This window comes from Curtobacterium sp. 9128 (assembly GCF_007673775.1).
GTDB lineage: Bacteria > Actinomycetota > Actinomycetes > Actinomycetales > Microbacteriaceae > Curtobacterium.
In genome coordinates this window covers 351,156-365,426 of record NZ_VEAF01000001.1, presented here as the reverse complement: position 1 = coordinate 365,426, position 14,271 = coordinate 351,156, and the positions used below count along the sequence as shown (strand labels likewise).

The window sequence follows — 14,271 nt, the reverse complement described above, 5'->3', positions numbered from 1 at the left end:
GATACGGCCTGGTGGACTCCCTGTGGACCGCTCGCGGTCCGGCTGTGGGCGAACGCGGTTCTCCACACCCGCTGCCACCGGCCTGGAGGCGCGTCCTGCGCCCGCCACGATGGTCGCCATGGACGCGATCACGATCGACCGGTGGTGGACCGGGCCGGACTCCGGACCGTTCGCGGCGTGGGTCGCCGACCGCTGCTCGGCGGACCCGGTGCACTGCGTGCGGGTGGCGGCTGTCGGTCGGCGCGCTGACGGCGCGCTCGTCGTGCACCTGGAGTCGCTGCACGGCACACCGTTGCCCGACGCGCTCGACCGGATCGGGGGCCCGACCGTCGGGGTCGCCGTGACCCTGACCGTGCCGCTCCTCGACGTCGCCGTCCAGGCCGTCGCGGGATCGCTCGTCCTCGGGACGGCGCGGGCGGACGACGTGCTCGTCGACGACGCCGGGGCGCCGGTCCTCGTCGACCGACCCCCGGGTTCGTCCGCTGCCGACGGTCTGCCGGCGGCGACGAGGTCGTCGGAGACCAGCGGTGCGACGGCGCTGCTGCACGCGGCACGGACGGTCTGGGAACGTGTCGACCCCCGGTCTCCGTGCCGTGCCCAGGTGGATGCGGCCTTCGCCGACGCGATCGGGGGCGGCAGCGCCGAGCTCACGCGGCTGGTGTCCGTCGTGCGGGCGACCGCTCCGCCGCGGCCGGTGCGGTGGGAGCCACCGGCGGACGTGTTCGCGTTCGTCGAGCAGCAGGAACCCGCCCCGCCGTCGCCGGGTGAGCGGCTCGGTGCGCTGCTCGGCAACGGCGTGCCGCTCCCGGGTGGTGGCCGCATCCCGGTCCGCCGACTCCTGATCGGTGTGGTCGTCGCGGTCGGTGTCGCGGCGGCGGGTGTGTTCGCGATCAGTTCAGGACCGTGACCGGTGTGCCGCACACCCGCATGCAACGGCGACGGCCCCGCCTCCCTGGGGAGGCGGGGCCGTCGACGAGCGGCAGGATCGCGGTCAGTACCCGAGGTTCGGCGCGAAGTTGCCCTCCTCGAGGCGGTTCTTCACCGCGACGAGGTACCGCGAGGCGTCTGCCCCGTCGATGATCCGGTGGTCGTACGACAGCGCCAGGTAGACGAACGAACGGATCGCGATCGCCTCCTGCCCGTCGACCTTGACGACCGCCGGACGCTTCGTGACGATGCCGGTCCCGAGGATGGCCGACTGCGGGAGGAACACCACGGGGGTGTCGAACAGTGCGCCACGCGAACCGGTGTTGGTGAGCGTGAACGTCCCACCGGCGAGCTCGTCGGGCTTCAGCTGGTTGTTGCGGGTGCGCTCGGCGAGGTCGGCGATCGACTTCGAGAACTGCGCGAGGTCGAGCGACGCGGCGTCCTTGATCACCGGCGTGAGGAGCCCACGCTCGGTGTCCACGGCGATCGACACGTTCTCGGTCTCCGGGTAGACGATCTCGTCGCCCTCGACCGTGGAGTTGATCTTCGGGTGCGCCTTCAGCGCCTCCGATGCCGCGAGGGCGAAGAAGGGCATGAAGGACAGCTTCGAGCCGGTCTTCTCGAGGAACTCGGCCTTGTGCGCGTCACGGAACTGCGCGACCTTCGTCACGTCGACCTCGACGACGCTCGTGAGCTGCGCGGTCGAGGTCATCGACTGCACGGCACGCTCGGCGACGACCTTGCGCAGGCGCGTCATCTTCTCGCGGGTCCCGCGCAGCGGCGAGACCTCGGCGACGAACGGGCCGGACGCGGCTGCGGGGGCCGCCGAGCCACCGGCTGCCGGAGCGGCCGAGACGGCGGCGAGCACGTCCTCCTTGCGGATGCGACCGCCGACACCCGTGCCGGTGACGGTGGAGAGGTCGACGCCCTGCTCGTTCGCGAGCTTGCGGACCAGGGGCGTGACGTAGCCGGACGCCGCACCCGTCTGGGTGGGGTTCGGAACCGATGCGGATGCCGTCGGGGCGCTCGAGACCGCCGCGGCGGGAGCCGGGACGGCAGCGGGCGGGGCCGGAGCGGCAGCGGGCGGCGGGACCGGAGCCGCCTGGGGGACCGGCGCTGCCGCTGGGGGAGCGGACGGCGCCGCGGGCGCGGCGGGCTGCGTCTGCCCGGCCGGTGCCGGCTCGGGCTCGGTCGGCTGCGGAGCGGGGGTCTCGGACTCCTGCTCGGTGCTCGGAGCGGCCTCGGGCTCGGACTCCTCGGCAGCGGCCTCGTTCGGAGCGGCGTCGTCGTTCGCCGAGTCGTCCGACGATCCGCCGGACGCGCCGTCGCCGATCTTGACCAGCGGCGTCCCGACCTCGACGGTCTCGTCTTCCTGGACGAGGATCTCCTCGACGACGCCGGCGATCGGCGACGGGATCTCGGTGTCGACCTTGTCGGTCGAGACCTCGAGCAGCGGCTCGTCGACCTCGACCCGGTCCCCGACGTTCTTCAGCCATCGGGTCACCGTGCCCTCGGTGACGCTCTCGCCGAGCGCCGGGAGGTTGACGGATTCGCTCATCGGGTGGACTCCTCTTCGCAGGGGTTGTTCGTGGTGGTTGGTGTCGTCGTCATGGTGCGCGCGATCACAGGGCGTGCAGCGGCTTGCCCGCGAGGTGCAGGAACGCCTCGCCGAGCGCCTCGTTCTGCGTCGGGTGGGCGTGGACGAGCGGGGCGACGTCCTCGGGGTGCGCCTCCCAGTTCACGGCGAGCTGTGCCTCGCCGATGAGCTCGCCGACGCGCGCGCCGATCATGCTGACGCCGACGACCGGGCCGTCGACGACGCGGACGACCTTGATCGATCCCGACGTGCCGATGATGTGGCTCTTGCCGTTGCCGGCGAGGTTGTACTCGTAGGAGTCGATCTTGTCGGCGCCGTACTGGTCTTCGGCCTTGGCCTGCGAGAGGCCGACCGAGGCGACCTCGGGGTCCGAGTACGTGATCTTCGGGATGTTCTTGTCCTCGATGACCACCGGGTTCAGCCCGGCGATCTCCTCGGCGACGAAGATGCCCTGCTGGAACCCGCGGTGCGCGAGCTGCAGGCCCGGGACGATGTCGCCGACCGCGTAGACGTTCGGCAGGTTCGTGGCGAGCCGCTCGTTCGTGGTGACGAAGCCGCGGTCCATCGCGACGCCGACCTCGTCGAAGCCGACGTTCTGCGTGACCGGGCCACGGCCGACCGCGACCAGGAGGACGTCGCCCTCGAAGGTCTTGCCGTCCTCGAGCGTGACGACGACGCCGTTCTCGTGCTGCTCGACGCCCTGGAACCGCACACCGAGCGAGAACTCGATGCCGCGCTTGCGGAAGGCGCGCTCGAGCTGCTTCGACATCGACTCGTCCTCGGCGGGGATGAGGTGCGGCAGTGCCTCGACGATGGTGACCTCGGCGCCGAACGACTTCCAGACGCTCGCGAACTCGACGCCGATGACGCCGCCACCGAGGATGACGACCTTGTTCGGCACGTAGTCCATGCGGAGCGCGGTCTCGGACGTGATCACACGGCCGCCGATCTCGAGCCCGGGGAGGGACTTCGAGTAGGAGCCCGTCGCGAGCACCACGTTGCGACCGGTGACCGTCTGGTCCCCGACCTGCACGGTGTTCTGCGAGGTGAGTCGACCCCAGCCCTCCACCACGGTGATGCCGCGGGCCTTGATGAGCCCCTGCAGGCCCTTGTACTTCGAGCTGATGACGCCCTGCTGGTACTCGATGACCTTCGGCACGTCGACACCGGCGAACTCGGCGATGACGCCGTACTTCTCGGCGTCACGGGTGCCGTCGGCGATCTCGGCCGCGTGCAGCAGCGCCTTGGTCGGGATGCACCCGCGGTGCAGACACGTCCCTCCGAGCTTGTCTCCCTCGATGAGCGCGACGCTCATGCCGAGCTCGGCGGCCCGCAGCGCTGCGGCGTACCCGCCGCTCCCGCCACCGAGGACCACGACGTCGTAAGTCTGTTCCGTCACCTGGTGCAACTCCCTCGTGCGTGTGAGGCCGGGCCCGTCCCTGGTGGATCCTGGCCCGCGCATGGACACCGCGGCGGCGGTGCCCGACGGTCGGACCGTGTGGTTCCGGTCCCGTCCCGTCCGTTTCCGGCGGGGGACGCGCAGAACACGCCCGCCCCGCCGGAACCCAACCTACTACTTGGACTGGAGCTCTTCTGCGAGTGCGATCAGTGTCCGCACCATGACGCCCGTCGCGCCCTTGCCGAGCCAGCCGTAGCCACCGCCCTTGTTCTCCGACGGACCCGCGATGTCCAGGTGCGCCCACGGCACGTCGCCCTCGACGAAGCGCTCCAGGAACTTGCCCGCCAGGAGCATCCCGCCGGCCGGGTTCCCGACCGTGGCGTTCACCATGTCGGCGACGTCGCTGGCGAGCCGAGCATCGAGCTCCTCGGGGAGCGGCATCGGCCAGATCGGCTCGGCGACGCTCGCAGCCAGCGAGCGGATCTGTGCGACGAGGTCGTCCGACCCCATGAGCCCGGTGGTGCGGTCGCCGAGGGCGACGACCTGCGCACCGGTCAGCGTGGCGACGTCGACGACCGCGTCGGGCTGCTCGAGCGTCGCCGCGACCAGGCCGTCGCCGAGGACCAGACGGCCCTCGGCGTCGGTGTTGGTGACCTCGACGGTCTTGCCGTTCTTCAGCGTGAGCACGTCCCCGGGGCGCGTCGCCGAACCGGACGGCATGTTCTCGGCGAGGCAGAGCCACGCCGTGACCCGCACGTCGAGTCCGAGTCGCGCGGCGGCGACCGTCGTGGCGAGGACCGTCGCGGCACCGGTCATGTCGGTCTTCATCCCGAGCATCGACGCAGCGGGCTTCAGCGACAGGCCGCCGGAGTCGAAGGTGATGCCCTTCCCGACCAGGGCGAGGTGCTTCGTCGCACCCTCCGGCGCGTAACGCACCACCACGAGCCGCGGGGGCCGGACCGAGCCGGCGCCGACTCCGAGGATGCCCCCGAAGCCCTGCTCGGCGAGGGCGGTCTCGTCGAGGACCTCGACGGAGATCGGCAGGTCCGAGGCGAGCTCGGTGGCGCGCTCGGCGACCTCGGCGGGTCCGAGGTCACCCGCGGTGGTGTTGACGAGGTCGCGGACGAGCGCCGCGGCGTCGGCGACGACGGCGGGACGGACGGTGGCGTCGGCGGCGGCGGACGGCGCGAGCACCGTGATCGCCTGGTCGCCACGCTGCGGACCCGTGGTGCCGGTGCCCTTATGTCGGGTGAACGAGTAGCCCCCGAGTGCGGCGCCCTCGAGCGCGGCGTCGACGAGCTCGTCGGTGTCGGTCGGCAGTGCCAGCACGATCGACGATGCCTGGGGGAGCTGGCGGACGGCACTGCCCGCGGCGCTCCGGACCGCCGCGGCGTCGGTGGCGGAGCCGAGCCCGACGAGCGCGATGCTCGCGGCCTCGACGCCGACGGCCGGGATGCGCACGAGCTGGTCCTTGGCGCCGGTGGCCCCGATCGCCGCGAGGTCGAGGTCGTCGAGCGCGGAGAAGGGCGCCGTGGCGGGCGCGGCGATGGTCGCGGGGCCACCGTCGGACCCCGGGCGGACACCGACCACGAGCACGTCGGCGGAGATCGAGGAGGGAGATGAACTGTCGGTGGAGAGCGTCGGTCGGACCATGTCCCAACCCTATCCACGCACTGTTCGCTGTCGGCGTGGGATGCGCGGCAGGTGTGGACGAACCGCCCGCCTAGCATGGGGACGGTGAACCGCCCCGAGGACCTCTACACGTTCGATGAGTCCGCCCCGACGGTGCCTGCCGGCCTGCACCTCGTCGCCGGCCTGACCGGGTTCGCCGACGCCGGATCCGCCGTGGCCCAGGTGACGACGGCGATCCTCGAGTCCCTGGACACCCGGCTCGTCGCCGAGTTCGACCCCGACGTGCTCCTGGACTGGCGCGCCCGCAGGCCCGTGATCACCTTCGAGCACGACCACATCAGTGCGATCGAGCCGCCGCGCCTCGCGCTGCACCTGGTCCGCGACGAACTCGGGCAGCCCTTCCTCTTCCTCTCCGGGTACGAGCCGGACTTCCAGTGGAACCGGTTCGTCCGCGCGGTGACGGACCTCGCCGCCGAGCTCCAGGTCGCCGACACCACCTGGGTGCAGTCGATCCCGATGCCCGTGCCGCACACCCGTCCGATCAACCTCACCGTCTCGGGCACCCGGGCCGACCTCGTCGAGTCGATGAGCGTCTGGAAGCCACAGACCCAGGCCCCGGCGAACGTCCTGCACCTCGTCGAGCACCGGCTCAGCGAGCTCGACCAGCAGGTCACCGGCCTCGTCCTGCTGGTGCCGCACTACCTGTCGGACACCGAGTTCCCGGACGCCGCGGTCGCGGCGCTCTCCGGCATCTCCGCCTCCACGGGGCTCATCTTCCCGACGGACGCACTCCGCGAGGAGGGGCGCGAGTTCATCGCGCGCGTCGACGAGCAGGTGGCCGGCAACCCGGAGCTGCAGCGACTCGTCGGCGCGCTCGAGGAACGGCACGACACGTACATGGAGGGCAACGCCGTGGCGTCGCCCCTCACGAACGTCGACGGCGAGGTGCCGACCGCGGACTCGATCGCCGCCGAGCTCGAGCGGTTCCTGGCGGACCGCCGCGGTGACGGCGAGGCGCCCGAGGACTGAGGTCCCCACACGCGTCGACCGCGACGGCCGTCGCGTGGTTGCGCACCGCCTCCCGGCCTGGAGGCCGTGCACACGTCGTTCCCGCACCGCGCGTTCTCCACAGCCCGTCCTGGCGCCGGTGGCGCGCGGCTAGCCTGGTCCGGTGAACTCCCGCCGTGCCTTCCTCGTGTGGGGTGTCGCGGTGCTCGCGTACGTCCTCGCCGTCGTCCAGCGGTCGTCGCTCGGCGTGTCCGGCGTCGACGCCCAGGACCGCTTCGCGGTGTCCGCCGCGGTGCTCTCCACGCTCGCCGTCGTGCAGATCGCGGTCTACGCCGGGCTGCAGATCCCGGTCGGCATCGCACTCGACCGCATCGGGCCGCGTCGGCTCGTCCTGCTCGGCGCGCTGCTCCTCACCGTCGGGCAGGCGGTCGTCGCGGTGTCCCCGACGATCGGGCCGGCGATCGTCGGCCGGGTGCTCGTCGGCGCCGGTGACGCGATGACCTTCATCTCGGTGATGCGGCTGCTGCCGATGTGGTTCAGCGGCCGGATCCTGCCGCAGATCTCGCAGTGGACCGGCAACCTCGGGCAGGTCGGTCAGATCGCGTCCGCCTTCCCGTTCGCCCTGCTCCTGCACACCGCCGGTTGGTCGGCCGCGTTCGGCGTCGCCGCGGCCGCGAGCGCCGTCGGCCTCGTGCTCGCGGTGGTCTTCGTCCGGAACGGACCGGTCCCGGTGCGCACCGACACCATCCCGCTGCCGCACTCCTGGGGCGCGGCGTTCCGGACCTTCGGCCACGCACTGCGGCGTCCCGGCACCCAGCTCGGGTTCTGGTCGCACTACGTCACGCAGTCCTCCGGCACCGTGTTCAGCCTGCTCTGGGGCGTCCCGATGCTGCGGGGCCTCGGCTACACCTCGACCGAGGCCGCGGCGTTCCTGACCGTGATCGTCGTCGTCGGCTTCGTCGTGGGGCCGGTGCTCGGCGTCCTCTGCGCGCGGTTCCCGTTCCGCCGGTCCAACCTCGTGCTCGGGGTCGTGGTGCTGCTCGGCGTGGTGTGGACCGCCGTGCTCCTCTGGCCCGGTCACCCGCCGACGTGGTTGCTCGTCCTGCTCGTCGTCGCGATGGGCGTCGGGGGACCCGGCTCGTTGATCGGCTTCGACTTCGCGCGGTCCTTCAACCCGACCGGCTCCCTCGGGTCTGCGAACGGGGTCGTCAACGTCGGGGGCTTCCTGGCGGCGTTCGTGATGATGTTCTGCATCGGGGTCCTGCTCGACGCCGTGTCGCGGGCCACGGGCGACACCGTGTTCGCCTGGTCGAACTTCCGGATCGCCCTCACCGTGCAGTACGTCGTCGTCGGGGCGGGGGTCGCGATGCTCCTGCACGCGCGCCGACGGACGCGGGCGGTGCTGCACGCCGAGGACGGAATACGCGTGGGCCCGCTGTGGGTTGCACTGGTTGCACGTCTGCGGAAGCGGACCGTGCAATAATGAGAGCCGGACCCGTTCGGGTTCCCCGTGTGCAGGTGCTCTTCCGGAGCGCCGGTTTCGTCGGGGGACTTGACATGGGTCCTAGTGCTGCCCCGCAACGGGCGGTGCGTCTGGAACGACCAGGAGCATCTGGACGGACCGGGAGTGCCTGGGACGACCAGGCGTGGCCCGGGACGACCAGGGCCGCCAGGAACGATGAAGCCGGTGACGTGGGGGAACTGCGGCGCGGGCCCTCGGCGGCGAGGGAGGCCACGACCCCAGGAACGTGGCACGACGAGAGAGGTGATCGCATGGCTGCCCGGAGCACGACGATCGATCCCACGAAGGACAACGCCGACGCGGTGGACCAGGCCACGGCCGAGGACACCGACGGCACCGCTGCACCCGCGAAGGCGGCAGCGAAGAAGGCCCCGGCCAAGAAGGCCGCGGCGAAGAAGGCGCCTGCCAAGAAGGCGACCACGAAGAAGGCCGCCGACGAGGACACCGACGTCGACGAGGACGCCATCGACCCGACCGACGCGGTCGACGAGGTGGCCGAGGACGCCGATGAGGAGACCCCCAAGCAGTCCACCGCTGCCGACGCCGCGACCGCGGTCGCCGCCGGCGCGCTCGTCATCTCGCAGTCCGACGACGACGAGGCCCCGGTCTACTCGACGACCATCACCGGTGCGACGGCCGACCCGGTCAAGGACTACCTGAAGCAGATCGGCAAGGTCGCGCTCCTGAACGCCGAGCAGGAGGTCGAGCTCGCCATGCGCATCGAGGCCGGCCTGTTCGCCGAGGACAAGTTGCAGCACTCGACCGGCCTGTCCAAGCCCGAGGAGCGCGAGCTCCGCTGGGTGGCCCGTGACGGCCAGCGTGCCAAGTCGCACCTGCTCGGCGCGAACCTCCGCCTCGTCGTCTCGCTCGCCAAGCGCTACACCGGTCGTGGGATGCAGTTCCTCGACCTGATTCAGGAGGGCAACCTGGGCCTCATCCGTGCGGTCGAGAAGTTCGACTACACGAAGGGCTTCAAGTTCTCCACCTACGCGACGTGGTGGATCCGCCAGGCGATCACGCGTGCGATGGCCGACCAGGCCAGGACCATCCGCATCCCGGTGCACATGGTCGAGGTCATCAACAAGCTCGCCCGCGTCCAGCGGCAGATGCTGCAGGACCTCGGTCGCGAGCCCACCCCGGAAGAGCTCGCCCGCGAGCTCGACATGACGCCCGAGAAGGTCGTCGAGGTCCAGAAGTACGGCCGTGAGCCGATCTCGCTGCACACGCCGCTCGGCGAGGACGGCGACTCGGAGTTCGGTGACCTCATCGAGGACACCGAGGCGGTCGTCCCGGCCGACGCGGTGGGCTTCACGATGCTGCAGAAGCAGCTCGAGAGCCTGCTCGACTCCCTCTCCGAGCGCGAGGCGGGCGTGATCCGCATGCGCTTCGGCCTGGGCGACGGTCAGCCGAAGACGCTCGACCAGATCGGCGACACGTTCGGGGTGACGCGCGAGCGCATCCGGCAGATCGAGTCCAAGACGATGGCGAAGCTCCGTCACCCGTCGCGGTCGCAGTCGCTGCGCGACTACCTCGAGTAGGCCGCACGTGCGCTTCTTCATCCCGATCCTCATCGGGCGGATCCTCCGCGCCCTCGCACGTGCGAGGGGCGGGGGGTCCGCGTACCCCGGGTTCATCGTCCTGAAGCTCGTCCCCGACTTCCTGCAGCGCGTCACCGAGCAGTTCCCGAACGGCGTGGTCTTCGTCCTCGGGTCGAACGGCAAGTCGACGACGACGCACATGATCTCCGAGATCGTCCGTGCGCACGGTCTCCGCGTGTTCACGAACCCCTCCGGCGCGAACCTGCCCCAGGGCATCGCGTCGGCACTCCTGTCCGAGGTGTCGCTGACCGGTCGTCTCAAGGCGGACATCGGCATCCTCGAGGTGGACGAGGCGTTCGCCGTCGAACTCGCGGGCATCCTGTCGCCGTCGACGGTGACGATGCTCAACGTGCAGGTCGACCAGTTGTACCGGTTCTTCGAGACCGAGCGTGTGGCGACCATGATGCTCGACACCGCGGCGCTGTCGAGCGCGAACGTCATCACGAACCACGACGACCAGTTCCTCGACGCGTACGCGGGCGTGGACGGCCAGCGTGTGCTCCGCTTCGGTGCGAGCGCCGAGGTCGTGGCGGCCGCGCCGAACGGTCTGCAGAACGCCGACGACTTCGCTCGTGCCGACCGGGCGACCACCACCGCGGACGCCGAGGTCGTCGAGAACCGCGGCGACGCGGCGACGATCGCCTTCGAGGGAGCGTCGATCCCGGTCCGCCTCCCGGCGCGCGGCCTGCACTACGCGGTGGACGCAGCGGCGGCGACCGCGACGGCCAGTGCCGCGCTCGGTGCTCAGTTCCGCACGGACGCCGTGACGCGGGCGTTCACCACGATGAAGCCGGCGTACGGCCGCGGTGAACGGCTCCCGATCGCGGGGGAGTCGGCCGAGTTCACGATGTTCAAGAACGCCGCGAGCCTGCAGCTCAACCTCGACGCGCTGCCCGACCGTCCGGAGCAGGTGCTCATGGCGATCGACGAGGGCACGCCGGACATCTCGTGGATCTACGACATCGACTTCTCGAAGCTCGACCACGTCGACGTCGTCTCCGGGGACAAGGCCTGGCAGATCGCCATCGCGCTCGAGCACGCGGGCGTCCGCATCGGGACCGTCGAACCCGACGTCGAGCGCGCGATCCGGCTCATGCAGGGCCTCGGCACGACGACGACGGGCACGAAGAACTTCATCGTCAACTACGAGATCATGATGATCGCCCGGAAGGCCCTCGGCCACCCGGACCTGGAGAAGACCGCATGACGGCCGATCGCCTGACCATCCTGCACGTCTACCCGCGCCAGATGGGGGTCTCGGGGGACCGCGGCAACGTGGTCGCCCTGACCCGCCGTGCGGACGCCGCCGACCTCCCGACCGAGGTCGTCGAGTACGCCCCCGGGGACATGCTTCCCACCGCGGCCGACGTCGTCGTGATCGGCAACGGACCGCTCAGCGCGATGCGCTCCCTCGGTGCCGACGTCGAGCGCGTCGCCGGACCGCTCCGCGACTTCGCCGCGGCCGGCGTCCCCGTCGTCGCGCTCGGTGGCGGATTCGACCTCGCCACCAACGAGGTCGTCCCGACCGAGGGCGCACCGGTCACCGGGTTCGGCGTCTTCGACGCCCGCGCCGTCCGCGGCGCCGAGCGTCGGGTCAACTACTTCGTGCTCGAGACCCGGTACCCGCTCCTGCCCGGCGCGGCGAAGCGTCTCGCCGGCTTCGAGGACCACGCCACGCGGATCGAGCTCGGCGCCGGCGTCTCGCCGTTCGCCGACGTCGTGTCCGGCGGTGGCAACCAGGCGGGGTCGCCCGTCGAGGGTGCGATCGTGCGGAACTCGTTCGGGACGCACACGCAGGGCCCGCTCCTGCCGCTGAACCCGGCGCTGACCGACGCCGTGCTCGCGGCGGCCACCACGCGGGTCGGCCGCGACTACGCGCCGGACCCGCAGCGCACCGCGGACATCGACCGCTACGCGCGCGAGGCGCGCGCCACCGTCGACCGCTACGTCGACAAGGCGTTCAAGCGCATCGCCTGAGCCGGCCACACACATGACGGGAGGCCCGGTACCAGCTGGTACCGGGCCTCCCGTCCGTTCGGTGGTCGCGTCGGGCGCGACTACTTCGACTCGTGGAGTCGGCTGCTCTCGTCGTGCCACTCGATGGCGGTCGCTGCGAGCTTGTCCTTGAACTCGGCACCGTGGTGCGCGCAGAAGAACAGTTCGCCGCTCGCCATGGTGGCTCGGATGTAGGCCTGCGCCCCGCAGCTGTCACACCGGTCGGCAGCGGTGAGCTGGTGGTTGCTGACGTCGTCGATGGAGAGGTCCTGCACGGTCTGGGTCATTGCTGTGCTCCTCACGGATTGCAGGTGGCGCTTGATGGTCGGACCATTTCAACACGTGGTGCCTGGATGTGCGGCATTGTGTGCGCCCATTTCGCTCAGCGCGGACCGATCATCCCCAGTGCGAGTGTCAGCCGGGTGGTGTCGTCGGTGCTGGGTAGGCTCGGGAGGTGAGCTCCGACTACTCCGCACGCCATCTCTCCGTCCTCGAAGGACTCGAGGCAGTACGGAAGCGTCCCGGTATGTACATCGGGTCGACCGACTCCCGCGGGCTCATGCACTGCCTGTGGGAGATCATCGACAACTCCGTCGACGAAGCCCTCGCCGGACACGGTGACGAGATCGGCGTCCGGCTCTTCCCGGACGGCTCCGTCCAGGTCTCCGACACCGCACGCGGCATCCCGGTCGACGTCGAACCGAAGACCGGGCTCACCGGGGTCGAGGTCGTGTTCACGAAGCTGCACGCCGGCGGCAAGTTCGGGTCCGGTTCCTACGCGGCCTCGGGTGGCCTGCACGGCGTCGGTGCCTCGGTCGTGAACGCGCTGTCCGAGCGCCTCGACGTCGAGGTCGACCGCGGGGGCAAGACATACGCGATGTCGTTCCACCGCGGTGAGCCCGGCATCTTCGACGACTCCGACGGCATCGGCCCGGACGCGCCGTTCAGCCCCTTCACGTCGGGCAGCGAGCTCCGGGTGGTCGGCAAGGTGAAGAAGGGCGTCACCGGGTCGCGCGTGCGCTACTGGGCAGACCGGCAGATCTTCACGAAGGACGCCGCGTTCAGCATGAGCGACCTGGTGAACCGTGCGCGGCAGACCGCGTTCCTGGTCCCCGGGCTCGGGCTGACCATCACCGACGAACGCCCCGCCGCGATCGAGGCCGCGGCGGCTCGCGCCGAGGCCACCGGGACGGCGGCGGAGTCCGGTCCGGTCGTCGAGCGCTTCCGGTACGAGGGCGGCATCAGCGAGTTCGTCGAGCACCTCGCCCCGGACAGCGCGATCACCGACGTCTGGCGCGTGCAGGGGACGGGGACGTTCACCGAGACCGTGCCGATGCTCGACGACAAGGGGCACATGGTCTCCACCGACGTCGAGCGCTCGTGCGAGGTCGACCTGGCGCTCCGATGGGGTGGCGGCTACGAGACGGTGTTCCGGAGCTTCGTGAACATTATCGCGACCCCGAAGGGCGGCACCCATCAGGCCGGCTTCGAGAGCGGCGTGATGAAGGCCGTCCGTGCGCAGGTCGAGGCGAACGCCCGCAAGCTCAAGGTCGGGCAGGACAAGCTCGACAAGGACGACGTCCTCGCCGGCATGACCGCCGTGCTCACCGTCCGGCTGCCGGAGCCGCAGTTCGAGGGCCAGACGAAGGAGGTCCTCGGGACCCCGGCGGTCCGGAAGATCGTCGACTCCGTCGTGTCGAAGCGCATGACGGAGATCCTCACCTCGACGCAGCGCACCGAGAAGGCCCAGGCGGCGACACTGCTCGAGAAGGTCGTCTCGGAGATGAAGTCGCGCATCTCCGCCCGGGCGCACAAGGAGACCCAGCGGCGGAAGAACGCCCTCGAGAACTCCTCCCTGCCGACCAAGCTCGCCGACTGCCGATCGAACGACGTCGAGGGCACCGAGCTCTTCATCGTCGAGGGGGACTCCGCCCTCGGGACCGCCAAGCTCGCGCGCAACAGCGAGTACCAGGCGCTCCTCCCGATCCGCGGCAAGATCCTCAACGTGCAGAAGGCCTCGGTGTCGGACATGCTCGGCAACGCCGAGTGCGCCTCGATCATCCAGGTCATCGGTGCCGGGTCCGGCCGGACGTTCGAGCTCGACCAGGCCCGCTACGGCAAGGTCATCATCATGTCCGACGCCGACGTCGACGGTGCCCACATCCGGACGCTCCTGCTGACGCTGTTCTTCCGGTACATGCGGCCGATGATCGAGCAGGGTCGGGTCTTCGCCGCGGTCCCGCCGCTGCACCGGGTCGTCGTGGTGAACCGCGGCAAGCCGAACGACACGCTCTACACGTACTCGGAGCAGGAGCTGCAGTCGGTGCTGAAGAAGCTCGAGAAGTCGGGCAAGAAGTACCAGGAGCCGATCCAGCGGTACAAGGGCCTCGGCGAGATGGACGCCGACCAGCTCGCGGAGACGACGATGGACCGCACGCACCGGACGCTCCGGCGCGTGAACGTGTCCGACGCCGAGGGCGCCGCGAAGGTGTTCGAGCTGCTGATGGGCAACGACGTGGCCCCGCGCAAGGAGTTCATCCTGGCGGGCGAGGGCCTCGACCACGACCGCATCGACGCCTAGCGCCGGCGGCGA

The 14,271-nt window shown here is 70.7% G+C and carries 11 protein-coding genes; 7 read left to right on the top strand and 4 right to left on the bottom strand.

Annotated features, from left to right (window positions below; translation table 11 throughout):
* Window positions 1–118 precede the first annotated feature (118 nt).
* Window positions 119–907: a hypothetical protein gene (locus FS641_RS01710; protein WP_144758967.1), complete on the top strand. Its 789-nt coding sequence runs from the start codon at window positions 119–121 to the stop codon at window positions 905–907.
* 84 nt (window positions 908–991) lie between these two features.
* On the opposite strand, the gene sucB is transcribed toward FS641_RS01710, so the two are convergent.
* From sucB to FS641_RS01695, 3 genes are all read right to left on the bottom strand, one after another.
* On the bottom strand, window positions 992–2,485 hold the full coding sequence (sucB, locus tag FS641_RS01705; RefSeq protein WP_144758965.1) for a 2-oxoglutarate dehydrogenase, E2 component, dihydrolipoamide succinyltransferase: 1,494 nt from the start codon (window positions 2,483–2,485) through the stop codon (window positions 992–994).
* Between the two features lie 64 nt (window positions 2,486–2,549).
* A complete protein-coding gene (gene lpdA / locus FS641_RS01700; protein ID WP_144758962.1) occupies window positions 2,550–3,923 on the bottom strand; it encodes a dihydrolipoyl dehydrogenase in 1,374 nt (457 codons plus the stop codon).
* 174 nt (window positions 3,924–4,097) lie between these two features.
* Entirely contained in the window at window positions 4,098–5,576 is a 1,479-nt protein-coding gene (locus tag FS641_RS01695; RefSeq protein ID WP_144758959.1) for a leucyl aminopeptidase, read from the bottom strand.
* A gap of 75 nt (window positions 5,577–5,651) precedes the next feature.
* Here FS641_RS01695 and FS641_RS01690 point away from each other — a divergent pair, with 75 nt between their 5' ends.
* The 5 genes from FS641_RS01690 to FS641_RS01670 all read left to right on the top strand — a co-directional run bounded on the left by FS641_RS01690 (window position 5,652) and on the right by FS641_RS01670 (window position 11,660).
* Complete coding sequence (locus FS641_RS01690) at window positions 5,652–6,584, top strand: proteasome assembly chaperone family protein (RefSeq protein ID WP_144758955.1); 933 nt, start codon at window positions 5,652–5,654, stop codon at window positions 6,582–6,584.
* Between the two features lie 142 nt (window positions 6,585–6,726).
* A complete protein-coding gene (locus tag FS641_RS01685) occupies window positions 6,727–8,046 on the top strand; it encodes a nitrate/nitrite transporter (RefSeq protein WP_144758952.1) in 1,320 nt (439 codons plus the stop codon).
* A gap of 218 nt (window positions 8,047–8,264) precedes the next feature.
* Window positions 8,265–9,623, top strand: coding sequence for an RNA polymerase sigma factor (locus FS641_RS01680; protein ID WP_395878861.1), 1,359 nt, complete (start codon window positions 8,265–8,267; stop codon window positions 9,621–9,623).
* Window positions 9,624–9,630: 7 nt separating this feature from the next.
* Window positions 9,631–10,890 carry a MurT ligase domain-containing protein gene (locus FS641_RS01675; RefSeq protein WP_144758946.1) on the top strand — a complete coding sequence of 420 codons (1,260 nt, stop codon included), beginning with the start codon at window positions 9,631–9,633 and terminating at the stop codon, window positions 10,888–10,890.
* Window positions 10,887–11,660 carry a type 1 glutamine amidotransferase gene (locus FS641_RS01670; RefSeq protein ID WP_144758943.1) on the top strand — a complete coding sequence of 258 codons (774 nt, stop codon included), beginning with the start codon at window positions 10,887–10,889 and terminating at the stop codon, window positions 11,658–11,660. The genes FS641_RS01675 and FS641_RS01670 overlap by 4 nt, the downstream gene beginning before the upstream one ends.
* An 80-nt stretch (window positions 11,661–11,740) precedes the next feature.
* On the opposite strand, the gene FS641_RS01665 is transcribed toward FS641_RS01670, so the two are convergent.
* A complete protein-coding gene (locus tag FS641_RS01665) occupies window positions 11,741–11,965 on the bottom strand; it encodes a hypothetical protein (RefSeq protein WP_144758941.1) in 225 nt (74 codons plus the stop codon).
* Window positions 11,966–12,132: 167 nt separating this feature from the next.
* Between FS641_RS01665 and FS641_RS01660 the strand changes: the two genes are divergently transcribed.
* Complete coding sequence (locus FS641_RS01660; protein WP_144758938.1) at window positions 12,133–14,259, top strand: type IIA DNA topoisomerase subunit B; 2,127 nt, start codon at window positions 12,133–12,135, stop codon at window positions 14,257–14,259.
* Window positions 14,260–14,271: the final 12 nt, after the last annotated feature.